Origin of the sequence: Arthrobacter sp. G.S.26 (assembly GCF_050847375.1) — a bacterium.
Lineage (GTDB): Bacteria > Actinomycetota > Actinomycetes > Actinomycetales > Micrococcaceae > Arthrobacter.
The window spans coordinates 549,173-572,169 of record NZ_CP193752.1 but is presented as its reverse complement, the minus strand read 5'-3'; the positions used below and the strand labels follow the sequence as shown (position 1 = coordinate 572,169).

Below are 22,997 nucleotides of genomic sequence, written 5' to 3'. Positions count from 1 at the left end.
CCATCCTAGCGATATCCGCTCCGGCGCAACGTTTCGGGTCCGGCTCCGGTAACACTCCCTCGCGAGATGGCACTTCGCGGCAGTCGCGGCGTCAGGGACTGCCGTTAACTGCCATCTCGCGCCCAGCCGCGGCTTTGGAGCGCACGCCGGACCAAGGGAACGACGGCGGGACGTTCGCCTTCAAGGTGGTGGCGCCCCACACGGACTTCGATCCAGCCCAAGGCAACCGTCCGATCGTGCCGGACCAGGTCCCGCAGGTACTGTTCCCGGCCGGCGTGGTGTGAGCCGTCATACTGCAGGGCGATACCCCACTCCGGGTAGGCAGCGTCCGGCCACACCTCGGGCGCGCCCCGCGGACCCCAGAGGACGTGATTCAGGGTCGGCTCAGGAAGCCCGGCCTCCACCAGGGCCAGCCGCATCCTGGTTTCCGCCGCGGAGTCGGCGCCCACCCGCACCATGTCCAGCGCCGCCCGGGCAGTCTTGATGCCCCGCATCCCCGGGTGCCGGGCGGCGATGGCGCGCAGGTCCTCGGCGCTGCAGATGGCGTCCCGGGGTACGGGGAAGCTTTTCCCGTGGGCACACACAAGGAAATCGCCCACGGCCACAAGGTCTTCCAGCGACAGCAGGGCAGCCAGGTCAAGCCAGGTCCTGGCAGGCGAGGTGAGGCGGACGCCGTCGTACTCCACCACTTCCCCGGGCAGGAACGTCAGCACGTGTCCCACCACGTTGACCCGCCGCGGAAAACTGAAGCCACGGCGCCGGGCAAGATGGATGCGCCAATCAGCACCGCAGCCGGGCGGGAGCGGCGCACCCCACACGTGCGCTGCGGAAAGAGAGACGAGGATCGAGGTGTCGTCCAGGTCCGTGTAGGCGCGCAGTGCTGCCGCTCCGGCCGCTGCCGAAAGCAACGGAACCCGGACGCCCCGGGAAACGGTCACCAAGTCTCCCGCAGCCGTACGCGTGCGGGTCACTCCAGCCTTGTCCGAAGCCCGCAGTGAAAAGGAACCTGTGGTCAGATGGGCTGGAAGCGGGACCCTGCGCATACCTCATTCTGGTCCGCTCAAAGCACGGCTCCTGAGTTATCCACAGCCCAAGCCGTCGCCAGCACCGCGAGATGGCACTTCGCGGCAGTCCCGGGAGCTGCGACTGCCGCGAAGTGCCATCTCGCGGGGATCGGTTGTCAGGTGGGCTGGCCAAACACGTGCCGGCGGACCCACGCGTGCATGGCGATGGCGGCCGCCGAGGCCGCGTTGATGGACCGGGTGGAACCGAACTGTTCGATCGAAAGGGTGGCGACGGCGGCCTCGTGAACTTCGGGGGTCAGGCCCGGGCCCTCCTGGCCGAAGACCAGCACGCAGTCGCGCGGCAGCTCGTAGGTTTCCAGCGGCACGGAGTCCGGAAAAATGTCCACGCCGATGATGGCCAGGCCCTCGCCCTGCGCCCAGGCCACAAAGTCGTCAACGGTGGGGTGGTGCCGGACGTGCTGGTACCGGTCGGTGACCATGGCGCCCCGCCGGTTCCACCGGCGCCGCCCGATGATGTGCACTTCCTTGGCCAGGAACGCGTTCGCGGTGCGCACCACGGTCCCGATGTTCAGGTCGTGCTGCCAGTTCTCGATGGCCACGTGGAAGTTGTGGCGCCGGGAGTCCAGCTCCGCCACAATGGCCTCGTGCTTCCAGTACCGGTACTTGTCCAGGACGTTGCGGCGGTCGCCGTCCGCCAGGAGGTCAGGGTCCCAGTGGTCCCCGTCGGGCAGCTCACCTTCCCAGGGCCCGACGCCGACCTCCGCCTTGGCCTCGTGCGTGTCCTCTGGTTCGGGCTGGGGTCCGCCGGTGGTACCGGGCATTTGATTCACCCCTCAACACTAGACTGGACCTTTCGGGGTTCCATCACATTCGGAGGTTAGGCATGGCAGAAGCGGACGAGGTCAAGGGATCACCGGCGGTGTATCGCAACGGCCTGGAAATCGAGTGCTGGCTCACGGACATGGACGGGGTGCTGGTGCACGAGAACCAGGCGGTTCCGGGGGCCGCCGAGCTGATCCAGCGCTGGGTGGACACGTCCAAGCGCTTCCTGGTGCTGACCAACAACTCCATTTTTACGCCCCGCGACCTGGCGGCACGGCTGCACGCGTCGGGGCTGCACGTCCCTGAGGAAAACATCTGGACCTCGGCCCTGGCCACCGCCCAGTTCCTCAAGGACCAGGTCCAGGGTTCCGGGTCCGGCAACCGCGCCTACACGATCGGTGAGGCAGGGCTGACGACGGCGCTGCATGAGGCAGGCTTTATCCTCACCGACCAGGACCCGGACTTTGTGGTCCTCGGCGAGACGCGCACGTATTCCTTCGAGGCCATCACCATGGCCATCCGCCTGATCCTGGCCGGGGCGCGCTTCATCGCCACCAACCCCGATGCCACCGGTCCGTCCAAGGACGGTCCCATGCCGGCCACCGGGGCGATCGCAGCCCTCATCACCAAGGCCACGGGGCGGGAGCCCTATGTGGTGGGCAAGCCCAACCCCATGATGTTCCGGTCCGCCATGAACCAGATCGACGCCCACTCCGAGACCACAGCCATGATCGGGGACCGGATGGACACGGACATCATCGCCGGGATGGAAGCCGGCCTGCACACGGTCCTGGTGCTCAGCGGCATCACCCAGCGCGACGAAATCGCCGCCTACCCCTTCCGGCCCAACCAGGTCCTCAATTCCGTGGCGGACCTGAAGGACCAGATCTAGAACACGGAGACGCGTCCGCCGCCCCGCGGCAGCGGAAAGTTGCTGTCCAGCAGCTCCGTGATGAGGGGGCGGTAGATGTTGGGGTTCCACCCCGGGCTGGCGTGGGCGGGGGCTGCGCCCACCGTCTGCAGGCCGGACGAAACCATGTTGTCCCGGAACACCGAAGCCCAACCGGCCACCGCGGTCTGGTAGCGAACGGTCCGGTCGCCCGGGCTGCCGATGAAGGCCATCTTCGCGGTGCCCAGCTTCCCGGCGAACCTGGTGCCGTCGAAGTGGTAGATGTACGCCGATTCGGTCTGCACCAGGACGCTGGAGGGTGCGATCGGCGACAGCTGCTCCAGCGTCTGGTCCAGGATCTGGCGCCAGCTCCGTTCGTTCTTGTGGATGACCCGCTCCCCCAGCTCGTAGCTGCCGCGCAGGGCCGACGGGAACCGGAAGCCGTGCTCGTAGAGGTACACAACGCCGTCGAACCAGCTTTGGTCCAGCACGTCCGTCCGGTTAAAGGGGCTGGAGTCCAGCAGGATGAACTCCACCTGCACACCGTGGATCTCCAGCAGCCGGGCCGCCACCTGAGTGGCCACCATGCCGCCGAAGCTGTGCCCGTAGAAGAAAAGCTTGGTCAGTTTCCGGGCCCGGACGTATTCGATGACGGCGATGACCACGTCGTTGATGTCCAGCCCGACGTTCGAATAGCCGACGGCGGCCAGCCGGGCCCGTTTATTCAACGCTCCCCGGAGGACATTGAGGATCCACTGGGCTTCCTCCCAGCTGGTTTTGTAGCCGGGAAAGAGGAACCAGCCGGCATCCGGATAGTAGGCGTCCGCAAAGTCGTCTGGAACATCCAGGATCTTGTTGACGCGGCGCTGGGACTGGACCTGCCTGGTGAAGAGCATGTCCGCCGCCAGCACGCCGGAGGCGCCGGCGCCGGCGAAAAACCCGCGCCGGGAGAAGCGTTTCAGGGCAGCGGCCTCCGCCAGGTAGCGGGCCGCTGCGGACCCACGCCTGTCCTGCGGATTGACCTCCCCCTCATACGGCACACTTCTACCGTAGTCACACCCTGCGATGCCGACGCCATAGGGAGGGCTATCAGGCCGCGGCGTGCGGGTCAGCTGGCGCTTTGGCTCTCCACGGCCGGGACCCGGGAATCGTGGTCTTCCTGCCGCCGCTGCAGCTCCGCGCAGATGTCGTCGTATCTGCCCAGCAGGTCGGAGCCGGAAAACGCCTGCGGGACGTCCAGCAGTGCGAAAAGGGAATCGCTGGCGGCCAGCAGCTCGTCGTTCGAATATTCCGCCAAATTCCGGCCGTACAGCCCTTCCAACCGCTCGACGGGGACCCTGAAGGCGCCCGAAAAGTCCGGCCCGTCCGTGGGGGTGGGGACGTCGTCGTCCACCACGGTCAGGGGCGTCCTGTGCTGTCCGCCGGTCCAGTCCTCGGCGGCTGGGGTGAGATGCAAAGCCACACCTGAGCCGGCGGTCCCCGTCAAGGCGTTGGACTCCAGCGAGTTGAGGTCGCTGCGGAGTCCGGCCAGGGCCGAGGACTCCACGATGATGGCACGGGAAAGGTCCACGCGGATGTGCGAGCGGATACCCATGCGGCGGACCCGCCGGATCATGTGGACAAGGTCGGCGCGGGAATCCTGGTTGAGGCTGCCGCATATCTCGATGCGGACGAGGTCAGCGGGGACGTCCAGATTAACGAGGGCGTCGAGGGAACGGTCCATAGGTACTCCAAAAAAGGGTGTCTATGGCCGACGGCTCAACCTAGGTAAGCGTAACCCTCCGGCGGAGCCGGGCACAACCTCACAGGTCAGGCCGGCTGGTCCGCCTGCAGGCCCGGCTCCTGGAAGTGGGTGCGCGTCCCCATGCCACCCACGGAGTCCACCAGGGACCGGGCGATGTCCCGCAGCTTGGTGTTGCTGTTGCTGGCCGCCTCGGTGAGGATGGTGACCGCTGCTTTCTGGCTGCAGCGGTTCTGGGCCATCACGATGCCAACGGCGATGTCGATGATGGTCCGCGATTCCAGGGTGGCCCGGAGGTTCGCGGCGCTGTCCGTGTGCAGCGAGAAGCGGACGGCCAGCCGCAGCGCCTGGGAGATTTCCCGGGTGAAGCCGCGGGCCTTGGCGGTGGCTTTTTCATCAAACTTGTTGGGCACGTCGGAGTACAGGTTCAGGGCTGCCTTGGCTTCGCCCTGCAGGTTGAACGGCACGGACAGGACGGAACGCAGCCCGTGGGAGGCCACCGCCGTGGCGTAATCGGGGCCCCAGCGGTTTTCGCGGTGGAGGTCGGGGACGTGGACTTCGCGTTCCTCCTTGGCCGCCGTGAGGCACGGGCCCTGGGAAAGGGAGTACTGGATTTCGTCCACTTCGCGTGCGGAATCGCTGCTCCAGCCGATGGTGGCGGCTTTGCGGTCCCGGAGCAGGGTGATGCCGCACAGTGCGTCGTCGCCGGTGCCGGCTACCTGGTGTGCTGAAAAGCGTGCCAGTTCGTTGAGGAAGTCCTCAAAATCCGCGCTGTCCAGGATGAGGTTCTGAACCTGGTCATTGGCAGTCAAAGGCTGTTGGGGGCTGGGCATGGTCACGTTCTCCAAGGGCTACGCACGGGTAAAGCACATGATAAATCAGCGGGCAGCCCCAGGCCAACCCCGCCGGCCGGGCAACGTAGTGCCCGGCCGGCGCCGGCTAGGAAAGTCCCAGCTCGTCCTTGCCGAACGCGAACAGGTAAGGGACGCCGGTTTCGGCTTCGATCTTTTCCTTGGCGCCGGTGTCCCGGTCCACGATGACGGCGACTGCCACCACGCTGCCGCCGGCCTTCCGCACACCCTCGACGGCGGCCAGCGCCGACCCGCCGGTGGTGGAGGTGTCCTCAAGTACCAGCACGTTCCGGCCTTCCACGGAGGGGCCTTCCACCTGCCGGCCCATGCCGTAGGACTTCTGCGCCTTGCGGACCACAAACGCGTCGACGGTGCGTCCCGCGTCAACGGCGGAGTGCATCACGGCGGTGCCCACGGGGTCGGCGCCCATGGTCAGGCCACCGGCGCACTCGAAGCTGATGCCGGCGTCGTCCACCAGGCCCAGCATGACCTGGCCCACCAGCTTGGCGGCCTCGTGGTGCAGGGTAATCCGGCGCAGGTCGATGTAGTAGTCGGCTTCGGCGCCGCTGGAGAGGATCACCTTGCCGCGGACCACGGCCAGTTCCTTGATCAGTTCGAGGAGGCGGGTACGGGCGGCGGCAGCGTCTGGGGCAGTGTCACGGGGTGAAGTCATGGGCTCCAGTTTAGTCGGGGCCGGCCGGTGCAGGAGGTTGGGTGCTGTTGACATTGCTGGCTAGGCTGGGTGGCATGCGCGAACTCCAGGCCACCATCATCGAAGAAATGGGCGTGCTGCCCCGGATTGATCCCGCCGGGGAGGTGCGCCGGCGCGTGACGTTCCTGAAGGAATACCTCCGCGCCACCTCCACCAAGGGCTTTGTGCTCGGCATTTCCGGCGGGCTGGACTCGTCGCTGGCGGGCCGGCTGGCGCAGTTGGCCGTCCAGGAACTTGAGGCCGAGGGCCTGGAAGCCAATTTTGTGGCGGTCAGGCTCCCCTACGGTGTCCAGCATGACGAGGCGGACGCGCAGGCTGCGTTGGACTTCATCAAGGCCAAAACGGAGTGGACCTTCAACATTTCCGCGGCCGTGGACGGCTTCGAGGATGAGTTCGAAAAGACGGTGGGAAGTGGAATTTCCGACTTCCACAAGGGCAACACCAAGGCCCGGACCCGGATGATCGCCCAGTATGCCCTGGCCGGTGAGCACAACTACCTGGTGATCGGCACTGACCACGGCGCCGAGTCCGTCACCGGGTTCTTCACCAAGTACGGCGACGGCGGGGCTGACATCCTGCCGCTGTTCGGCCTGAACAAACGGCAGAACCGGGCGCTGCTGGCCGAGCTCGGCGCCCCGGCGCGGGTCTGGGAAAAGGTGCCCACCGCGGACCTGCTGGACGGCACTCCCGGCCGTACCGACGAGGACGAACTGGGCCTGACCTATGACCAGATCGATGACTACCTTGAGGGCCGGGAGATTCCGGAAGCGGCGGCGGAGGCCATCGAGCAGAAGTACCTGCGGACCCGCCACAAGCGCACCGTTCCGGTGACCATCTTCGACTCCTGGTGGAAGCAGTAGGCCAGGGCTGACTTGCCGCTGGATTCCCCATCTTTGGTGCCCGACGGCGGCGGGTTGGCCCGATAAGCCGGCACGCCGCCGTCGGGGGCCGGCAAAGCCGGGGATACTCAGCGGGGCGGCTGGCCGGGGTCCCCGCCGGCGAGCTGCTGGCTGATCCGGTGCGCCTCCGCCATCAACAGTCCGCCCAGTTCCTCCTGGCGCCCGCTGCGGAAACGCTGCTCAATGCCGGTCAGGGATAACGCCCACGCAGGCTGGCCGGACCTGTCGAAGACGGCCGCTCCCATGCCCCAGCTGCCTTCCAGGACCAGCCCGGGATTGACCGCATAGCCGGCCTGCCGGGTCCTGGCCAGGTTGTCCCGGACCACCGCCGGAGTGTGGTGGTCCGCGAACGTTCCTGCGTGGGCTGGCCAGTTTCCCAGCAGCTCCGCCTGCTCGGATTCGGGGAGGAAGGCCATGATCGCCGTCCCGGCCGATGCCACCCCCAACGGGAACCGGACGCCCTCATGCAGCACAAAGGAGCGGACCGGGAAGCTGCCTTCCTCCCGCAGCAGGCACACAGTTTCCGTGCCCCGCCGGATGGAGAAGAACGCACTCTCCCCCGTGGCCTCGGCCAGCCGGCGCAGGCCGGGGCGGGCCAGGTCCTCCAACGGGAATCGGGTCGCAGCCACCGAACCCATCAGCAGGATTTCCGGCCCCAGCGTCCAGTTGCCGGTGGCGGGGTCGTGGTCCAGCAGCCCTTCGGCGGCCAGCGAGGACAGCAGCCGGTGCACGGTTGGCCGGGTCAGCCCGGATTCCCGGACCATACCGGCGAGGGACATGCCCCCCGCACTGCGTCCGGCCAGCCGGAGCAGTCCGGCGACCCGGCCGACAACCTGAGCTCCCTGCACGGGTCCGTTACTCATAAATCCAACTTTCTGTCCACAATATGGATAGTTGTCAGTGTAGCGTCCACACTGTAAAAACTGGCTCTGAATAGGCTTCTGGCATCCTTGACAGCGCTTCAGCCCGGCCCGTAGCGTCCATCTCCAGACAAAGTGTCCATAAAATGGATACCCATTCTCAATGAGGAGACGCCATGAAACTTCAAACATCCGCCGCCGCTGCCCTGGCGGGGGTCCTGCAGGACGGGATCACCGTGGCCGTGGGCGGGTTTGGGCTCAGCGGTATTCCCGCTGACCTGATTGAGGCCGTCAGGGATTCCGGCGTCCGGGACCTGACGGTGGTGTCCAACAACATGGGCGTGGACGGGAAGGGGCTGGGTATCCTGATCGAATCCGGCCAGGTCCGGAAGGTTATTGCCTCCTACGTGGGCGAAAACAAGCTTTTCGCCGAGCAGTACCTGGCCGGCCGCCTCGAGGTGGAGTTCACCCCGCAGGGAACCCTCGCGGAGCGGCTGCGCGCCGGCGGCGCGGGCATCCCGGCGTTTTACACCCGGACCGGCGTGGGCACGCTTGTGGCCGAGGGCAAACCGCTGGAGGATTTCGACGGCGCCACCTATGTCCGCGAGCTCGCCATCCGGGCGGACGTGGCCCTGGTCCACGCGCACACCGCGGACACCGACGGCAACCTCGTGTACCGCTACACGGCCCGGAACTTCAACCCCGTGGTGGCCACAGCAGGGCTGGTGACCATCGCAGAGGCGGAAGTGGTGGTGGAACCGGGCGCCCTCGATCCCAACCACGTTGTGACGCCCGGCGTTTTTGTCCAGCACCTGGTGCAGGCCGCCAACCGGGTCAAGGACATCGAGCAGCGCACCGTCAGGACACGCGCCGCCGCAGCCGTCCCCGCCTGAACAACACCCGCTTCCACCCACACAAAAGGAGACCCCATGGCCTGGACCAGGGATGAGATGGCTGCGATTGCGGCCGAAGAATTGAACGACGGCGACTACGTGAACCTGGGCATAGGCATCCCCACGCTGGTGGCCAACAACCTGCCCGAGGGCGTGCGGGTGGTCCTGCAAAGTGAAAACGGCCTGCTGGGCATGGGCCCGTTCCCGTTCGAGGGCGAGGAGGACGCGGACCTCATCAACGCCGGCAAGCAGACGGTGACGGTGCTCCCGGGCGGCAGCATCTTCGACTCCGCCACCTCCTTCGGCATGATCCGGGGCGGCCACGTGAAGGTCGCCATCCTCGGGGCCATGCAGGTCTCCGCCGCCGGGGACCTGGCCAACTGGACCATCCCCGGCAAGATGGTCAAAGGCATGGGCGGGGCCATGGACCTGGTCGCCGGGACGCCGCGCGTGGTGGTCCTGACCGAACACAACGCCAAGGACGGTACCGCCAAGATCGTGCCGGAATGCACCCTGCCGCTGACCGGGCTGGCGTGCGTGGACCGGATCATCAGCGACCTCGCCGTCTTTGACCTGCCGGCAGCGGACGACGGCGGCGGGCGGCTCCTCACGCTCACCCGGCTGGCGCCGGGGGTCACCGTGGCCGGGATCCGGGAAAAGACGGGGGCGGACTTCGCCGTGGCGCTGGACAGTGAAGGAGTCCCGGCATGAGCCTGCAGGAACAGTTCGGCAAGGACGTCCTCCTCACCGGGTGGGGCCACAGCCAGTTCGGCAAACTCACCGACCAGACGCTTGAGTCCCTCATCGTCCAGGTGGCCACCGAGGCGATCACCACTGCAGGCATCGAGCCCGGCCGGATCGATGAGATCTACCTGGGCCAGTTCAACTCCGGCATGATGCCGCTGGCGTTCCCGTCCTCGCTGGCCCTGCAGGTTTCGGACCAGCTGGCCAACGTTCCCGCCACCCGGGTGGAAAACGCATGCGCCTCGGGCTCGGCGGCGTTCCAGCAGGGCACCAAGTCCCTGCTGGCCGGAACGGCGAAGACGGTGCTGGTGATCGGCGCTGAAAAGATGACCCATGCCGGCGCTGACGTGGTGGGCGCGGCCCTCCTCGGCGCGGACTATGACATGGCAGGTAAGGCTTCCAGCACGGGCTTCACCGGCTTGTTTGCAGAGGTGGCCAAGCACTACGGGAAGCGTTACCGCGAGGCAGGCAACCTGGGTGACGTCCTGGGTTCCATCGCCGCGAAGAACCACCGCAACGGTGTGGACAACCCTTACGCGCAGCTCCGGAAGGACCTCGGCGAGGAGTTCTGCCGCACCGTCTCGGACCGCAACCCCATGGTGGCCGATCCGCTGCGCCGCACCGACTGCTCCCCCGTCTCGGACGGTGCCGCCGCCGTGGTCCTGTCCACGGCACCCACGGGAGGAGCCACGGTCCCTGTCCGGCTGGCAGGCTTCGGCCAGGCCAACGACTTCTTCCCTGCCGACCGCCGCGACCCCACGGCTTTCGAAGCGACCCGGATGTCCTGGCAGCGCGCCCTGGGGATGGCCGGCGTCGGACTTGAGGACCTGGATTTCGCCGAAGTCCACGACTGCTTCACCATCGCCGAGCTCATCATGTACGAGGCCATGGGCCTCACCGAACCCGGCCAGGGCGCCCGCGCCGTCCGGGAGGGCTGGGTCCACAAAGACGGCAAACTGCCCATCAACGTCTCCGGCGGGCTGAAGGCGAAGGGCCATCCGGTGGGCGCCACCGGCGTGTCCCAGCACGTCATCGCCGCCATGCAGCTCACCGGGACGGCCGGCGGCATGCAGCTGGCGACCCCTCGCCGGGCTGCCGTGCAGAACATGGGCGGGGTTGGCATCGCCAACTACGTCAGCGTCCTCGAAGCCACCTGAGCGTCCGCACCTGCCACTGGACTTCCCCACCTTGGGAGCACGACGGCGGCGCGCCGCCTTCAAAAGGCGGCGCACCGCCGTCGTGGGCCGGCAAAGATGGGTAACGTCAGCGGGGCGGGCGGCTGCTAGGAAGCCGGCCGGAGCAGGGCTGCAATCTGCCCAAAGCCCAGCCGCTCGGCGTTCTGCAGGGCGGTGCGGCCTTCCGGATCCCGGATGTTGGGGTCGGCGCCTGCCGCGAGGAGCAGCCGCACCACTTCCTGCTGGTTGGGGCCGCCGGAGTTGAGCAGGATCGCTTCCTGCATGGCGGTCCAGCCCAGGTTGTTCACATGGTTGACGGGGACCCCGGCGGCGAGCAGAAGTTGCACCGTCTCCACATGGCCGTGCTCGCTGGCCGGGATCAGGGCTGTGCCGCCGTACCTGTTGGTGCTGGCCACATCGGCCCCTGCCGCAAGGGTCAGCTGGAGCACCTCGTTGAACCCCTCGGCGCCGGCGTAGAGGAACGCCGAATCCGAGATGTCATCCTTGGCATTGACGTTTCCTCCTCGGCCGATGAGTTCCTGCACCAGGGGCGCGTTGTTGGCCTTGGCCGCTGTAATCAGGTCCCGGTCCAGCTGCGCCTGGGCGTCGGGCGAGCGCACCGGCGCAGTGGTGACGGGTGCAGCCGCAGTGCCGGAATCAGCCGCTGAGGGGGCCGGTACTGCTGGAACCGGGCGGGTGGCTGTGGGCTCAGCCGTGGCGGCACCGGGCGACGGGGTACCGGGCGAGGAGGAACCCGCCTCGCAGCCGGACAGGCACAAAACCAGCCCGGCGGCGGCCACCAGCGGGGCGAGGGCCAGGGGCCGGGTCCAGGTCAGGTAGTGCCGCATGCCGCCCAGCCTACTTGCCGGTTCCGGCCAGCACCGCTGCCCCGGCGGATGCGCAGGCCTCATCCAGCGCACCGTCCGGAGCGCCGCCCACGCCGATGCCGGCAACAGAAACCCCGTTGACCTTCAGCGGCACGCCGCCGGCCAGGAAGAGCGTGCCGGGCAGGTCCGCAATGGACGGGCCGGGGCCGTTGATGCGCCGGGCCAGTTCACTGGTGGGGGCACCGAACGCGGCGGCGGTGTAGGCCTTCTGCTTGGCGGCCTCGATGGTGTGCGCCGCGGCGTTATCGCCCCGTAGCACCGCCTGGACGGTCCCGAACCGGTCCACCAGCGCCACCGTCACAAACGGGAGCTTGTCCGCCTGGCACTTGGCCAGGGCAGCGCCCACCGCCGCAGCTGAGACACCGGCCGTGATCCGGTCCTGCTGCACCGCGTTGGCGGGGACCGGCTGGACGTCAGCCGCCGGGAGGGCCGCGGGAACAGTTGCAGCGCCGGCAACGGCCCCGGCTGCAGCGGGCCCCGCGGTGGCACCGGCGTTGGCGGCGGCCGTGGCGCCGGCGGTGGCCAGCAGCAGTGCCGTGGCTGCGACCGCAAACGTTTTTGTGGACTTTTTCATGGTGTTTCCCTTGGTCGGAGGAGGAGGAGCGGGTGCTGGCTTCAATCCTTCCGGCGCATCGGACGCCTGCCATCGGGCGTTGGTCTGTGGTCGGCTGCCACTTATGGCGCCTGGAATCAGCCAAATGGCTGAGAGACCCGGGCGGACCCGGCGCCCTAGCATGGAGGGGACGTCCCGCAACAGCATCGGAAAACCTCATGGCTCCCTTCCCCAGCACCGGCTCCGCCGGCACTCCCGGCACCCGCTGGGGCAGCATCGGCGCGGCCGTGCATCTTGGTTTCGCTGTGCTGCTGGTGGCCTCCGCGGTGCGGTATCTTATGCGGCACAGCGCCACGGACAACGTCCTGGTCCTGGGACTGGCGGCCGCTGCGTGCCTGCTCTACGCGGCCGTCGCCGTCCGGGCCGAACGCGGCCGGCCCGGTATGGCGTGGATGTTCGCACTCGTGGCCGTCTGGTCCGGCCTGGTTATCGCGGCGCCCAGCTTCGCCTGGTGCTCCTTTGCGCTCTTTTTCCTGGCCCGCCGGGCTTTGACCGGCACCGCTGCGTACGTCGCGGCCGGCGCCACGGCGTTTGCCACGGCCGCGGGGCTCTTCCGGCTCAGCGACGGCACGGATCCGGCAATGGTTTTGGGCCCGCTGGCCGTGGGCCTGATGCTCACGCTTGTCCACGACAGGATCGCGCATGATGCCAACGAACAGGTTCGCCTGCACGCGGAAATTTCTCAGGCGCAGGCGGGCCTGGCGGCCAGCGAGCGCCGTGCCGGCACCATCGCCGAACGGGGGCGCGTCTCCCGGGAGATCCACGACACCGTGACGCAGGGCCTGGCCAGCAGCCTGCTGCTGCTTGAAGCCGCGGACCGGGCCTGGCCCGCCCCTGCGGCGAAAGCGGGCCTGCACCAGGCCACCGGCCTGCTGCGAAGCAACCTCTCCGAGACCCGCAGCCTGGTCCATGAACTGGCGTCCCCCGGCCTGGACACTTCGCCCCTGCCCGAGGCCCTGCTGATCGCGGCCCGCCAGTACATGCCCGCGGCCCGGCTACTGGTCACCGGAGACCCGCGGGAGGTCCCGGCAGAGGTCCGCCACGCCCTCCTGCGCGTGGTGCAGAGCGCAGCTGCCAACACCCGCCTGCACGCGGGCGCCACGGCAGCAACCGTGACCCTCGGCTACCTGCCCGGGGCCGTCACCCTGGACATTTACGACGACGGAGCGGGCTTCGATCCGCTGGCGGCAGCACCGCCGTCGGACGCGGGCGGGTACGGCCTGCGCGCCATGCGGCAACGGGTGGAGCAGCTGGGCGGCGTTTTCGCAGTGGAAAGCGGCCCCGGGGAAGGCACAATCGTCGCAGCCCAGCTGCCGGCCGCCCCGCTGACGGAGCAAAACCGGGGCGGTGCCTTGTGACGGCCATCCGGGTGCTGCTGGTGGATGACCACCTTGTGGTGCGCCGCGGACTGCGGGCGTTGCTGGGAACCCAGCCCGGCATCGAGGTGGTGGGTGAAGCGGCGTCCGGGGAGGAAGCCCTGGCCCTGGTGCCGGAACTCCAGCCTGCGGTGGTGGTGATGGACCTGGCAATGGGCGCGGGCATGGACGGCATCGAGGCCATCCGGCAGCTCCGTGCGTTCAACCCCCGGCAGGCCATCCTGGTTTTCACCACATATGACTCGGATGCGGATATTGTCCGGGCGGTGGACGCCGGCGCCATGGGCTACCTGCTCAAGGACGCGGCACCGGGTGAAATTTTTGCAGCCGTCCGCGGCGCCGTCGAGGGTAAAAGCGTGATGAGTCCCCCGGTGGCGTCGCGGCTGTTCCAGCAGCTGCGCAACCCCGGGGAGATCCTGACGCCGCGGGAGGCCGAGCTGCTCAGCCTGCTCACAGAAGGCCTGAGCAACCGGGAGCTGGGCAAGCGGCTTTTTATCTCGGAAGCCACCGTCAAAACGCACCTGGCGCACATCTACGGCAAGCTCGGAGTGGACACCCGGGCCGCTGCGATTGCCACCGCAATCCGCCGCGAAGGCATGCGTTGACGACGCCAAACACGTCAAACCCTTGCACGCAGGCCTTCCGCCCCGTACGTTGGGATGGCGGGGGACGTTCTCCGCACACTTCGGGTTGATACCCGGAGAGAGAATCAGAGTCACATGAAGGAATGCAGCCATGGCAACAGGCACAGTTAAATGGTTCAACGCCGAAAAGGGTTTTGGCTTCATTGCCCCCGATGACGGGTCCGCTGACGTTTTCGCACACTACTCGGCAATCGCCAGCAGCGGTTACCGCTCACTGGACGAAAACCAGAAGGTCGAATTCGATGTGACCCAGGGCCCCAAGGGCCCGCAGGCAGAGAACATCCGCCCGCTCTAAGACTTAGGTACTCCCGGTTCCGGCCGGGGCACGCCCGTCAGGCGGCTCCGTCAACATCATGTTGGCGGGGCCGCTTTTTTGTGCCGGCACGCGGCCCTCCCCGGTTTGCAATAATCGGAACATGACCGGACAGGACCCGGAACGGGACCCGTGGGAGGAATTCGACAGGCTGGGGCCTGCCGTTCCCGACCGTGTGCCCGGCCAGCCCGGCGGCGAACCCCACGGCTTCGGCTTCCGGACGGGCGTCCGCAGCGGCAGGGTGGCCCTGGGCTTCGCGATCTATACCCTGGCGCTGGGCACCGCGCTGGTACTCACGGGCTTCATCGTCTTTGTCGCCATGGGCCAGTGGCTGCCGGCCGGGCTGATGGTCCTGATTGAGGCGTTCTTCGTTTTCTCCTTCACCCGGCTGGCCCGCCAGGCACGGCGCCGGCACCGGCGCTGACCGCCTGGAAGAATTTCCGGGAAAAAGTCCTTGACCTTGACGCTGCGTCAACCCCTACGCTCGGAGCATGGAAGCACTTCGGCGGGACTGGCCCATCCAGGACATCGCAAAACTGGCCGGCACCACCAGCCGCACCCTTCGGCACTATGACGACGTGGGGCTGCTGAAGCCCAGCAGGGTGGGCAGCAACGGCTACCGCTATTACGACGGCGACGCCCTCCTTGCGCTGCAGCGGATCCTCCTGCTGCGCGAACTGGGGCTGGGGTTGCCTGCCATCGCGGAGGTCTTCCGGAACCGGACGGACACGGTGACGGCGTTGGGACGGCACCTGGAGTGGTTGGGCCGGGAGCAGGAACGGCTGGCACGGCAGATGGCGTCCGTCCGGAAAACAATCAGGACAGTATCAACAGGAGGCGACCCAGTGGCGGAAGAAATGTTCGACGGCTTTGACCATACGCAGTACAAGGACGAAGTGGAGGAGCGCTGGGGCAAGGACACCTATGCCCGCAGCGACGCCTGGTGGCGGGGCATGGGCCCGGCCGAACAACAGGCCTGGAAGGCCAGGGTTGCCGGCCTCGGCAGTGACTGGATGGCCGCGGCAACCGGCGGCAGGGACCCGGCCAGCGCCGGTGCGCAGGACCTGGCCCGGCGGCATGTGGCCTGGCTGGCGTCGATCCCGGGAACACCGGCGTCGGACGACGGCGGCGACACCCGCGGCTACGTGCTGGGACTGGCGGACATTTACGTGGCGGATCCGCGCTTTGCTGCGAACTACGGCGGCACTGCAGGCGCCGCCTTCGTCCGGGATGCGCTGCGGATCTACGCCCGGGCGCACCTGCCCGGGGCAGGGTCCGGTCAGGAAAAGGCCGAATAGCCGGTCACGGCCCGGCCCACCAGGAGAGAGTTGATCTCGCGGCGCCCGTCAGCTCTTCGCCCGGGCGCGCCTGACCCGCCGGATGATCAGCAGTGCCAGCGCCACGGCGATGGCGGCGTAGACAGCGTAGTTGAGGAACTTCGAGTATTGCTCAATGAGGTGGTACTGGGTTCCCAACAGGTAGCCCAGTCCGATCAGGGCCCCGTTCCACAGGCCGCTGCCGGCCAGGGTGAACAGGCTGAAGGTGCCCAGCGGCATCGCGGCGGCTCCTGCCGGCAGCGAGATGAGGCTCCGCACGCCGGGGAGGAGCCGGCCAAAAAAGATGGAGGACCGGCCGTGGCGGCGGAACCAGCCGGCGGCGTGTTCGAAGTCTTCGCGGTCCACCAGCGGCAGCCGGGACAGCCCCCGGATTGACCGTTCCAGCCCCAGCTTGGCGCCCAGCCAGTACAGCAGGAGCGCCCCGAGGTAGGCGCCCAGGGTGCTGGTGAGGAAAACCAGCAGCAGGTTCAGCGAACCCTGCTTGGCGAGGAAGCCGGCCAGGGGAAGGATCACTTCGCTGGGGATGGGTGGAACCACCGTCTCGGCGAGGGTGAACGCGCCAACACCCCATTCCCCGAGGCTCTCGATGGCCCGGGCAGCGACGCCCACAATCCCGGTGAGGCCGTCAGTGGCGCTGGATCCTACGGCTGCTGCTGCCCACATTCTAAAAGAGCTCCCCCTGGGTCTGCGGCTGGGGCGCGATGCGCGCCTGCTCCTTTCTACCTCACGTGGCTGGCTGTTTGCTGGCAGGCTTGGCCCGGATGTGGATGCGTTCCCCCTGGGTACCGAAGAGGCTCAGGAATTCCACCGCGCGGCCGTCCGCCCGGCCGAACCAGTGCGGCACCCGGGTGTCGAACTCCACGGCTTCGCCCGGCCCCAGCACCAGGTCGCGTGCACCCAGCACCATCCGGAGCCTGCCGTTGAGGACGTAAAGCCACTCGTAGCCCTCGTGGACCTGCGGGGTGGGCGCCAGCATCGGGCCTGCGGGAAGAATGTGCTTGTAGGCCTGGATGCCGCCGGGCTTCCGGGTCAGCGGAATGATGGTCATGCCGTACGCCTCGATGGGCCGCAGGTGCACGCGCGGGTCGCCCGTCGCCGGGGCGCCCACCAGTTCGTCCAGTGGAACCTGGTGCGCCTTGGCCAGCGGCAGCAACAGCTCAAGGTTGGGCCGGCGCTGGCCGGATTCCAGCCGGGAAAGGGTGCTGACGGAGATCCCCGTAATGTTGGCGAGCGCAGCCAGCGTGACGTCGCGGCTGAGCCGCAGGGCCTTGAGCCGGGGGCCCACCGCGGCCAGGACATCATCGAGGCTCTCTTCCGTGTTCTCTCCCATGGGCCCATTTTGCCATACCAGCAACGAAGCTTGCCATAACGGCCCGGGCGACGGGAGCCTTGGAACATGACGAATCAAGAGAACCCAATGTATGACGTTGTGATTGTGGGCGGGGGCGCCGCCGGCCTGAGCGCCGCGCAGATGCTGGGCCGCACCCGGCGGTCCGTGGCGGTAGTGGACAGCGGGGAGCCGCGCAACGCTCCGGCTGCGGGAGTGCACGGCTTCCTTGCCCGCGACGGCGTCAGCCCCGCGGAGCTGCTGGCCGCCGGACGGGCGGAAGCCGAAAACTATGGCGCCCGGATTGTCCGCGGCGCGGTGGTGTCCGCAGCCGGCGGGCTGGAGCAGGGCTTCGACGTGGAGCTCGACGGCGGCGAGCGGCTCCGCGGCCGCCGGCTCCTGATTGCCACAGGGCTGGTGGACGAACTGCCGGAGCTCCCCGGGCTCCGCGAACGCTGGGGCAAGGATGTGCTGCACTGCCCGTTCTGCCACGGCTGGGAAGTCCGGGACCGGGCCATCGGAGTGCTGGGCGCCGGGCCCTGGTCCGTGCACCAAAGCCTGCTGTTCCGGCAGTGGAGCAGCAACGTCACACTGTTCCTCAACAACACCGTCACCCCTACGGACACGGAGCTGGAGCAGCTGGCCGCCCGGGGCATCAAGCTCGTGGCCGGTCCGGTGGAGTCGCTCCGGGTGGCGGACGATGCGCTCAAGGGGGTTGCCCTGGCCGGCGGGCCGGAAGTAGCGGTGGACGCCCTGGTGGTGGGTGCCAGGGTCCACGCCCGCCTTGACGGGTTTACGGGGCTGGGCCTGGCGGCGGAGCCGCATCCGATGGGGATCGGCGATTACCTCCCGGCCGATGCCGAGGGGGCCACCGCCGTCCCCGGCGTCTGGGCGGCCGGGAACGTCACGAACATCAAGGCGCAGGTGATGGCGTCGGCCGCAGCGGCTGCGTGGACCGCCGTCGTGATCAACAACTCCCTGATGGCCGACGAAATGGACCGCGACCTCCGCGCGTACCGGGAGGCGTTAGCCCTTACCGGTGCCTGAACTCCGGCTGCCGCTTCTCCGTGAATGCCGCCATGCCCTCCTTCTGGTCCTCCGTGGCGAACAGGGAGTGGAAGAGCCGGCGCTCGAACAGGACACCCTGGGCGAGGCCTGTTTCGAAGGCGGCATTCACGGCCTCCTTGGCGGCCATGGCGACGGGTTTGGACTTGGCCGCTATCAGGTCGGCCGTCTTGAGGGCTTCAGCCAGCACGTCGCCGGCCGGGACCACGCGGGACACCAGGCCGCAGCGGTCAGCCTCCGCGGCGTCGATGAACCTTCCAGTCAGGATCAGGTCCATGGCTTTGGCCTTCCCCACGGCCCGGGTGAGCCGCTGGGACCCGCCCATGCCGGGCAGCACGCCCAGGTTGATTTCCGGCTGGCCGAACTTCGCGTTGTCGCCGGCAATGATCAGGTCGCACATCATGGCAAGCTCACAGCCGCCGCCCAGGGCGAAGCCTGACACCGCGGCGATGGTGGGGATCCGCAACCGGGTGAAGTCCTCCCAGCCCCGGAACCAGTCAGCCGCGTACATGTCCATGTAGCCCTGGGACGCCATTTCCTTGATATCGGCGCCGGCGGCGAAGGCCTTGCCGGAGCCGGTGATCACCACGGCACCGGTACCGGGGTCCGCATCCATGGCTGACACCGCCGCCACCAGTTCATCCATGGTGGCCTTGTCCAGGGCGTTCAACGCCTCCGGCCGGTTGAGGGTGACCAAGCCAACCCGGCCCCGCTGTTCCACCAGGATGTTGTTGTATTCGCTCATTCAGGGCTCCCGTCGTGGTGTGCCGGTGCGGCGCCACGCTCCTGCTCCGAGCGGGCACGGATGTCCGTGATGATCGCGGAGAAGTCCCGGGAGGCACCGCCTTCTGCGGCAAACGTATCGTAGATTTCCGCCGCCAGTGGTCCCAGCCGGCCGGCCACCCCGGTGCTGCGGAGCGCGTTGACGGCCAGGTTGAGGTCCTTGGCCATGAGGGATCCGGCGAACCCGGGCAGGTAGTCCCGGTTGGCTGGGCTGCCGGGGACAGGCCCCGGGACGGGACAGTTGGTGGTCAGGGCCCAGCACTGCCCGGAGGCTGCGGATGCCACATCAAACAAGGCCTGGTGGCTCAGGCCCAGCTCCTCCCCCAGCACAAACGCTTCACTGACGGCGATCATGGACACCCCCAGGATGAGGTTGTTGCAGATCTTGGCGGCCTGCCCGGCGCCGTGGTCCCCGCAGTGGACCACACGCTTGCCCATGACCTCCAGCAGCGGCAGGATGTCCGCGAAGCCGGCAGCCGGGGCCCCCACCATGAAGGTCAGGGTTCCGGCTCCGGCACCCACCACGCCCCCGGACACCGGCGCGTCCACAAAGGTGTGGCCCGCCGCGCCGGTCAGCGCTGCAGCTTCCCGGGCCTCCGCGACGTTGATGGTGGAGCAGTCCAGGAAGACCGTGCCCGGCGCTGCGGCGGCCAGCAGCCCCGGCTCCCCGTCAATACCCTGGTAGGCGGCCAGCACGTGCTCTCCGCTGGGGAACATGGTCAGCACCACGTCCGCACCGGCTACGGCTTCGCGGGGGCTGCCGCTGACGGGGATCCCGGCCGCGCGGGCCGCGTCGCGGGCGGCCTGCAGCACATCGAACCCGGCCACCCGGTGGCCGGCTTTAACCAGGTTGGCGGCCATGGGCGTGCCCATGTGGCCCAAGCCCAGGAAGGCGATGCTGCGGTATTCCGGCATGATCAGGTTCCCCTGCGGTCTGACGGGACCGGCTGCAGGTCCAGTTCCGCCCCCGGCAGGGGCGCGAAGAACCGGTCCACCCGGTCCGGGTGGACCTCTGCCAGGGTGGACGGCTTCCATTGCGGGTTCCGGTCCTTGTCCACCACCTGGGCCCGGATGCCCTCGCGGAAGTCAGGTGCCGTCAGGAAACGCAGGCCTACCCGGTATTCCTGGGCCAGGGTTTCCGCCAGGTCCAGGCCGCGGGCCCGCCGCAGGGCGGCCAGGGTGACGGCGACCGCGGTGGGCGACTTGGACTCGATGGCATCCGCCGCGGCAGCCGCGTCCCCGTCCCCGTCCTTGGCGTAAGTGCGCAGGCTGCGGACAATCTCCACCGCATCCGTTCCGGCATAGCAGGTATCGATCCAGCCGCGCTGCCCGGCCAGCACCGAGGGCGGCGCCTCCGCCGTGAAGCGTCCGACGGCGGCTGCCGCGGGTTCGTGTTCCAGCGCCGCCACGAGCCCGGGCAGGCTGGTTGAGGGGACAAAGTGGTCGGCCAGGCCCAGGAACAGGGCGTCGGCCGCGTCCAGGTGGGCGCCGGTCAGGCCTGCGTGGGTTCCTGTTTCGCCGGGGGTACGGGCCAGGAGCAGGGTACCGCCCACGTCCGGGACAAAACCGATGGTGGTTTCCGGCATGCCCATGCGCGTCCGCTCGGTGACCACGCGGACGGACCCGTGGGCGGAGATCCCCACGCCGCCGCCCAGGACCAGCCCGTCCATCAGCGCCACGTAGGGTTTGGGATACGCGGCGATCAGGGCGTTGAGCCGGTACTCCGTTTGCCAGAAGTCCGCTGTCCGGTTGCCGCCGTGCAGCATGTCCTCGTAGATCGCAACGATGTCCCCGCCGGCGCAGAGCCCGCGCTCGCCGGCGCCCTGGATCAGGACCGTGGCTACGGCGTCGTCCGTTGCCCAGTCGGTGAGGGTCGCCAGCAGGTCCGCCACCATGCCCGCGGTGAGGGCGTTTACGGACCGCGGCCGGTTGAGCGTCGCCACCGCGAGCTGGCCCCGGCGTTCAAAGAGTACTTCCGCAACCGCATCAGGCGCCGGCCAGGCTGCCACGACGCCTGGGGGAACTGTGCCGCCGTCCGGCCGGTGTGGGCTGTGCGTCATCTGTTTCCTTCCAACGTGGCGGCGCTGCACCGCCGGACTGGCCCGGCTCCGGTGCCTTCCGGGGCCGGGGAACCATGGCCGCCGCGGCGCAGCAGGTGATCCAGGTCATGCCTGGTTGCGAATATACCCGCCGCCGGCGCCGCGCAACCATCCGCCGCGGCAGGCCGGCGCGGACGGGACGGCGGGTCAATACCGCCCTCCGCACCGCCAAGGTAAGTTAGGGGTGTGAAGATTGCTACCTGGAATGTAAATTCGCTCCGTGCCCGTGCCGACCGTGTTGAAGCCTGGCTCCAGCGCAGCGACTGCGATGTCCTGGCCATCCAGGAGACCAAGTGCAAGGACGAAAACTTTCCCTGGGAGCTGTTTGAGCGGATGGGCTACGAGGTGGCCCACTTCGGGCTCAGCCAATGGAACGGCGTGGCCATTGCTTCCCGGGTGGGCCTGGCCGACGTGGAGCGGACCTTCCTGGACCAGCCCGCGTTCGGCAAAGCCGGCAAGGACCCCGTACAGGAGGCCCGCGCCATCGCCGCCACCTGCGGCGGCGTCAGGATCTGGAGCCTCTACGTCCCCAACGGCCGGTCCCTGGACGACGAGCACATGCCGTACAAACTCAAGTGGCTCGAAAGCCTCAAAACCCACGCCCAGGACCTCGTTGACCAGGATCCGCAGGCCCAGGTGGCGCTGATGGGCGACTGGAACATCGCCCCGTTCGACGACGATGTCTGGGACATCGACCTGTTCGTCAACAACAACTTCACGCATGTCAGCCCCCCGGAGCGGGAAGCCTTCCACGCCTTTGAAACCGCCGGCTTCACGGACGTGGTGCGGCCCTATACCCCGGGCCCTGGCGTGTACACGTACTGGGATTACACCCAGCTCCGCTTCCCCAAGAAGGAAGGCATGCGCATCGACTTTGTCCTCGCCTCCCCCGCCTTGGCCTCCCGCGTCACCGGAGCGGCGATCGACCGCGAGGAGCGCAAGGGCAAGGGCGCTTCGGACCACGCGCCCGTCCTGGTGGACCTGGCGGACTGATGAGCCAGCCCCGGAGCCGCCGCAGGAGGCCACTGTGACCGGAAATCTCTACCGGGGCCAGGCAGGGCTGCCCTTTTCCTCCACCCTGCGGGTCTACGAGCCCCTGTCCGCGTTCCCGCTGGAACAACGCCCGGCCATCCAGTCGGCCGGGGCGCGCACCGCCTCGCGAGCCGCCGTCGAAAACGCCGAACTGCTGGCTTCCCTGGGCCGCATCACGCGGACCGGCGGGGATCCTTTCCCTACGGGCAGGACTGACACCGTCCGGGTGACGACGGCGCCCGCCGCGCCCCGGACCGGTGAACCGTCGGGTGCGGCCGCCGCTCCGGAAGACGCCGCCGGCCCGGCGCTGCTGTACTGCCCCAGCCAGCTGGTCCTGCGGGCGGGCCTTGCGGCCAACGCATTGATGGAAGGCATCCATGGGCCGCTCGCCGAACTGCTGATTCCCGAGCAGCAGCGCGACCGGCACCAGGAGCGCATCGACCAGGTGAAGGCCAGGGACGGGTCCATCCGGGTCCATACCCGGGCGTCCACGTGGGGCATCCCGTTCAGCTGGTTTTCGCTGTTTTCGGAGTCTGACCACAAGGATGTGGTGGAATCTGCCGGGCGGATCCTGACGGTGCGGGTCTGGGCGCCCATTACGGAGGCGCTGGAACGCGCCCGGTACGCGGTGGCCAACCTGACGCTGGCGGCCCCGGACCTGGACATGCTGGATGACCTGGCGCAGCTGACCGAATGGCTGGAGCTGTTCCACGTGGGGTCCATGGTGGAACTGGACTACGGCGCCGTAGCGGACAAGGTGTACCCGGACGATTCGCCCATGGATATCCGGCTTGGCATCGAATGCCTGGCGGAAGGCGACATGACCGGCGCCGCAGCCGCCTACCGGCGGTTGGCATCCCGCTGGATCCCCATCCGCCAGTTGGCCCGGGCTTCCTGAGCTGCTCCCCGG

General features: G+C 68.2%; 27 protein-coding genes. 13 read left to right on the top strand and 14 right to left on the bottom strand.

What is annotated here, in order from left to right; genetic code table 11:
* Positions 1–104: 104 nt before the first annotated feature.
* Positions 105–938, bottom strand: coding sequence for a hypothetical protein (locus tag ACRB8A_RS02785; RefSeq protein WP_432245535.1), 834 nt, complete (start codon positions 936–938; stop codon positions 105–107).
* A gap of 242 nt (positions 939–1,180) precedes the next feature.
* Positions 1,181–1,846, bottom strand: coding sequence for a TrmH family RNA methyltransferase (locus ACRB8A_RS02780; protein ID WP_050687839.1), 666 nt, complete (start codon positions 1,844–1,846; stop codon positions 1,181–1,183).
* Positions 1,847–1,908: 62 nt separating this feature from the next.
* Between ACRB8A_RS02780 and ACRB8A_RS02775 the strand changes: the two genes are divergently transcribed.
* A complete protein-coding gene (locus ACRB8A_RS02775; RefSeq protein ID WP_050687840.1) occupies positions 1,909–2,739 on the top strand; it encodes an HAD-IIA family hydrolase in 831 nt (276 codons plus the stop codon).
* Here the strand turns inward: ACRB8A_RS02775 and ACRB8A_RS02770 are convergent.
* From ACRB8A_RS02770 to pyrE, 4 genes are all read right to left on the bottom strand, one after another.
* Positions 2,736–3,776 (bottom strand): alpha/beta fold hydrolase, encoded by a 1,041-nt coding sequence (locus tag ACRB8A_RS02770; protein ID WP_432245534.1) that lies wholly within the window; start codon positions 3,774–3,776, stop codon positions 2,736–2,738. The genes ACRB8A_RS02775 and ACRB8A_RS02770 overlap by 4 nt on opposite strands.
* Positions 3,777–3,844: 68 nt before the next feature.
* Positions 3,845–4,459 carry a hypothetical protein gene (locus ACRB8A_RS02765; protein ID WP_285240186.1) on the bottom strand — a complete coding sequence of 205 codons (615 nt, stop codon included), beginning with the start codon at positions 4,457–4,459 and terminating at the stop codon, positions 3,845–3,847.
* An 86-nt stretch (positions 4,460–4,545) separates the two neighbouring features.
* Positions 4,546–5,310 (bottom strand): GAF and ANTAR domain-containing protein, encoded by a 765-nt coding sequence (locus tag ACRB8A_RS02760; RefSeq protein ID WP_050687843.1) that lies wholly within the window; start codon positions 5,308–5,310, stop codon positions 4,546–4,548.
* 106 nt (positions 5,311–5,416) lie between these two features.
* Positions 5,417–6,001 carry an orotate phosphoribosyltransferase gene (gene pyrE / locus ACRB8A_RS02755; protein WP_432245533.1) on the bottom strand — a complete coding sequence of 195 codons (585 nt, stop codon included), beginning with the start codon at positions 5,999–6,001 and terminating at the stop codon, positions 5,417–5,419.
* 74 nt (positions 6,002–6,075) lie between these two features.
* Here pyrE and nadE point away from each other — a divergent pair, with 74 nt between their 5' ends.
* Positions 6,076–6,900 (top strand): ammonia-dependent NAD(+) synthetase, encoded by an 825-nt coding sequence (gene nadE / locus ACRB8A_RS02750; protein ID WP_050687845.1) that lies wholly within the window; start codon positions 6,076–6,078, stop codon positions 6,898–6,900.
* Between the two features lie 107 nt (positions 6,901–7,007).
* Here the strand turns inward: nadE and ACRB8A_RS02745 are convergent, their stop codons facing one another.
* The gene (locus tag ACRB8A_RS02745; protein ID WP_432245532.1) at positions 7,008–7,802 is read right to left on the bottom strand and encodes an IclR family transcriptional regulator; all 795 of its coding nucleotides are present in this window, start codon (positions 7,800–7,802) and stop codon (positions 7,008–7,010) included.
* Positions 7,803–7,975: 173 nt separating this feature from the next.
* Between ACRB8A_RS02745 and ACRB8A_RS02740 the strand changes: the two genes are divergently transcribed.
* From ACRB8A_RS02740 to ACRB8A_RS02730, 3 genes are read left to right on the top strand one after another with little or no spacing between them, the layout of a single operon-like run.
* Positions 7,976–8,692: a CoA transferase subunit A gene (locus tag ACRB8A_RS02740; protein WP_050687847.1), complete on the top strand. Its 717-nt coding sequence runs from the start codon at positions 7,976–7,978 to the stop codon at positions 8,690–8,692.
* Positions 8,693–8,728: 36 nt separating this feature from the next.
* Positions 8,729–9,403 carry a 3-oxoacid CoA-transferase subunit B gene (locus tag ACRB8A_RS02735; protein ID WP_050687848.1) on the top strand — a complete coding sequence of 225 codons (675 nt, stop codon included), beginning with the start codon at positions 8,729–8,731 and terminating at the stop codon, positions 9,401–9,403.
* Entirely contained in the window at positions 9,400–10,593 is a 1,194-nt protein-coding gene (locus ACRB8A_RS02730) for an acetyl-CoA acetyltransferase (protein ID WP_432245531.1), read from the top strand. Before ACRB8A_RS02735 ends, ACRB8A_RS02730 begins: the two co-directional genes overlap by 4 nt.
* A 125-nt stretch (positions 10,594–10,718) precedes the next feature.
* On the opposite strand, the gene ACRB8A_RS02725 is transcribed toward ACRB8A_RS02730, so the two are convergent.
* Together ACRB8A_RS02725 and ACRB8A_RS02720 are read right to left on the bottom strand one after the other, a co-directional pair.
* Positions 10,719–11,459: an ankyrin repeat domain-containing protein gene (locus ACRB8A_RS02725; RefSeq protein ID WP_050684920.1), complete on the bottom strand. Its 741-nt coding sequence runs from the start codon at positions 11,457–11,459 to the stop codon at positions 10,719–10,721.
* A gap of 10 nt (positions 11,460–11,469) precedes the next feature.
* Positions 11,470–12,072: a GlcG/HbpS family heme-binding protein gene (locus ACRB8A_RS02720; protein WP_056600021.1), complete on the bottom strand. Its 603-nt coding sequence runs from the start codon at positions 12,070–12,072 to the stop codon at positions 11,470–11,472.
* Positions 12,073–12,269: 197 nt separating this feature from the next.
* On the opposite strand from ACRB8A_RS02720, the gene ACRB8A_RS02715 reads away from it, so the two are divergent.
* From ACRB8A_RS02715 to ACRB8A_RS02695, 5 genes are all read left to right on the top strand, one after another.
* Positions 12,270–13,469, top strand: a complete 1,200-nt coding sequence (locus ACRB8A_RS02715) for a sensor histidine kinase (RefSeq protein ID WP_432245530.1) — start codon at positions 12,270–12,272, stop codon at positions 13,467–13,469.
* The gene (locus ACRB8A_RS02710) at positions 13,466–14,092 is read left to right on the top strand and encodes a response regulator (RefSeq protein ID WP_056600012.1); all 627 of its coding nucleotides are present in this window, start codon (positions 13,466–13,468) and stop codon (positions 14,090–14,092) included. Before ACRB8A_RS02715 ends, ACRB8A_RS02710 begins: the two co-directional genes overlap by 4 nt.
* 130 nt (positions 14,093–14,222) lie before the next feature.
* On the top strand, positions 14,223–14,426 hold the full coding sequence (locus ACRB8A_RS02705) for a cold-shock protein (protein ID WP_013599688.1): 204 nt from the start codon (positions 14,223–14,225) through the stop codon (positions 14,424–14,426).
* Between the two features lie 121 nt (positions 14,427–14,547).
* A complete protein-coding gene (locus tag ACRB8A_RS02700) occupies positions 14,548–14,868 on the top strand; it encodes a hypothetical protein (protein WP_432245529.1) in 321 nt (106 codons plus the stop codon).
* 67 nt (positions 14,869–14,935) lie between these two features.
* Positions 14,936–15,742, top strand: a complete 807-nt coding sequence (locus tag ACRB8A_RS02695; RefSeq protein ID WP_432245528.1) for a MerR family transcriptional regulator — start codon at positions 14,936–14,938, stop codon at positions 15,740–15,742.
* Between the two features lie 48 nt (positions 15,743–15,790).
* Here ACRB8A_RS02695 and ACRB8A_RS02690 read toward each other — a convergent pair whose 3' ends face one another.
* Positions 15,791–16,444, bottom strand: a complete 654-nt coding sequence (locus ACRB8A_RS02690; protein ID WP_050684926.1) for a DedA family protein — start codon at positions 16,442–16,444, stop codon at positions 15,791–15,793.
* Positions 16,445–16,505: 61 nt separating this feature from the next.
* Complete coding sequence (locus ACRB8A_RS02685; RefSeq protein WP_432245527.1) at positions 16,506–17,111, bottom strand: helix-turn-helix domain-containing protein; 606 nt, start codon at positions 17,109–17,111, stop codon at positions 16,506–16,508.
* Positions 17,112–17,177: 66 nt separating this feature from the next.
* On the opposite strand from ACRB8A_RS02685, the gene ACRB8A_RS02680 reads away from it, so the two are divergent.
* Complete coding sequence (locus ACRB8A_RS02680) at positions 17,178–18,155, top strand: NAD(P)/FAD-dependent oxidoreductase (protein ID WP_432245526.1); 978 nt, start codon at positions 17,178–17,180, stop codon at positions 18,153–18,155.
* On the opposite strand, the gene ACRB8A_RS02675 is transcribed toward ACRB8A_RS02680, so the two are convergent.
* From ACRB8A_RS02675 to ACRB8A_RS02665, 3 genes are read right to left on the bottom strand one after another with little or no spacing between them, the layout of a single operon-like run.
* Entirely contained in the window at positions 18,142–18,918 is a 777-nt protein-coding gene (locus tag ACRB8A_RS02675; protein WP_056600002.1) for an enoyl-CoA hydratase, read from the bottom strand. The genes ACRB8A_RS02680 and ACRB8A_RS02675 overlap by 14 nt on opposite strands.
* Positions 18,915–19,871, bottom strand: coding sequence for a 3-hydroxyisobutyrate dehydrogenase (gene mmsB, locus ACRB8A_RS02670; RefSeq protein ID WP_432245525.1), 957 nt, complete (start codon positions 19,869–19,871; stop codon positions 18,915–18,917). Before mmsB ends, ACRB8A_RS02675 begins: the two co-directional genes overlap by 4 nt.
* Positions 19,872–19,873: 2 nt before the next feature.
* Positions 19,874–21,016, bottom strand: a complete 1,143-nt coding sequence (locus tag ACRB8A_RS02665) for an enoyl-CoA hydratase/isomerase family protein (protein ID WP_432245524.1) — start codon at positions 21,014–21,016, stop codon at positions 19,874–19,876.
* Positions 21,017–21,241: 225 nt separating this feature from the next.
* On the opposite strand from ACRB8A_RS02665, the gene ACRB8A_RS02660 reads away from it, so the two are divergent.
* Positions 21,242–22,048, top strand: coding sequence for an exodeoxyribonuclease III (locus ACRB8A_RS02660; protein ID WP_050684931.1), 807 nt, complete (start codon positions 21,242–21,244; stop codon positions 22,046–22,048).
* Between the two features lie 34 nt (positions 22,049–22,082).
* Positions 22,083–22,985 carry a hypothetical protein gene (locus tag ACRB8A_RS02655; RefSeq protein WP_432245523.1) on the top strand — a complete coding sequence of 301 codons (903 nt, stop codon included), beginning with the start codon at positions 22,083–22,085 and terminating at the stop codon, positions 22,983–22,985.
* Positions 22,986–22,997: the final 12 nt, after the last annotated feature.

Bases quoted from the DNA above. Each gene is read 5' to 3' on its own strand.
- ACRB8A_RS02740 (WP_050687847.1), top strand. From the start codon at position 7,976: ATGAAACTTCAAACATCCGCCGCCGCTGCCCTGGCGGGGGTCCTGCAG.
- nadE (WP_050687845.1), top strand. From the start codon at position 6,076: ATGCGCGAACTCCAGGCCACCATCATCGAAGAAATGGGCGTGCTGCCC.
- pyrE (WP_432245533.1), bottom strand. From the start codon at position 6,001: ATGACTTCACCCCGTGACACTGCCCCAGACGCTGCCGCCGCCCGTACC.
- ACRB8A_RS02730 (WP_432245531.1), top strand. From the start codon at position 9,400: ATGAGCCTGCAGGAACAGTTCGGCAAGGACGTCCTCCTCACCGGGTGG.
- ACRB8A_RS02780 (WP_050687839.1), bottom strand. From the start codon at position 1,846: ATGCCCGGTACCACCGGCGGACCCCAGCCCGAACCAGAGGACACGCAC.
- ACRB8A_RS02705 (WP_013599688.1), top strand. From the start codon at position 14,223: ATGGCAACAGGCACAGTTAAATGGTTCAACGCCGAAAAGGGTTTTGGC.
- ACRB8A_RS02760 (WP_050687843.1), bottom strand. From the start codon at position 5,310: ATGCCCAGCCCCCAACAGCCTTTGACTGCCAATGACCAGGTTCAGAAC.
- ACRB8A_RS02725 (WP_050684920.1), bottom strand. From the start codon at position 11,459: ATGCGGCACTACCTGACCTGGACCCGGCCCCTGGCCCTCGCCCCGCTG.
- ACRB8A_RS02685 (WP_432245527.1), bottom strand. From the start codon at position 17,111: ATGGGAGAGAACACGGAAGAGAGCCTCGATGATGTCCTGGCCGCGGTG.
- ACRB8A_RS02680 (WP_432245526.1), top strand. From the start codon at position 17,178: ATGACGAATCAAGAGAACCCAATGTATGACGTTGTGATTGTGGGCGGG.
- ACRB8A_RS02690 (WP_050684926.1), bottom strand. From the start codon at position 16,444: ATGTGGGCAGCAGCAGCCGTAGGATCCAGCGCCACTGACGGCCTCACC.
- ACRB8A_RS02775 (WP_050687840.1), top strand. From the start codon at position 1,909: ATGGCAGAAGCGGACGAGGTCAAGGGATCACCGGCGGTGTATCGCAAC.
- ACRB8A_RS02700 (WP_432245529.1), top strand. From the start codon at position 14,548: ATGACCGGACAGGACCCGGAACGGGACCCGTGGGAGGAATTCGACAGG.
- ACRB8A_RS02765 (WP_285240186.1), bottom strand. From the start codon at position 4,459: ATGGACCGTTCCCTCGACGCCCTCGTTAATCTGGACGTCCCCGCTGAC.
- ACRB8A_RS02715 (WP_432245530.1), top strand. From the start codon at position 12,270: ATGGCTCCCTTCCCCAGCACCGGCTCCGCCGGCACTCCCGGCACCCGC.
- ACRB8A_RS02665 (WP_432245524.1), bottom strand. From the start codon at position 21,016: ATGACGCACAGCCCACACCGGCCGGACGGCGGCACAGTTCCCCCAGGC.
- ACRB8A_RS02720 (WP_056600021.1), bottom strand. From the start codon at position 12,072: ATGAAAAAGTCCACAAAAACGTTTGCGGTCGCAGCCACGGCACTGCTG.
- ACRB8A_RS02745 (WP_432245532.1), bottom strand. From the start codon at position 7,802: ATGAGTAACGGACCCGTGCAGGGAGCTCAGGTTGTCGGCCGGGTCGCC.
- ACRB8A_RS02735 (WP_050687848.1), top strand. From the start codon at position 8,729: ATGGCCTGGACCAGGGATGAGATGGCTGCGATTGCGGCCGAAGAATTG.
- ACRB8A_RS02695 (WP_432245528.1), top strand. From the start codon at position 14,936: ATGGAAGCACTTCGGCGGGACTGGCCCATCCAGGACATCGCAAAACTG.
- mmsB (WP_432245525.1), bottom strand. From the start codon at position 19,871: ATGCCGGAATACCGCAGCATCGCCTTCCTGGGCTTGGGCCACATGGGC.
- ACRB8A_RS02675 (WP_056600002.1), bottom strand. From the start codon at position 18,918: ATGAGCGAATACAACAACATCCTGGTGGAACAGCGGGGCCGGGTTGGC.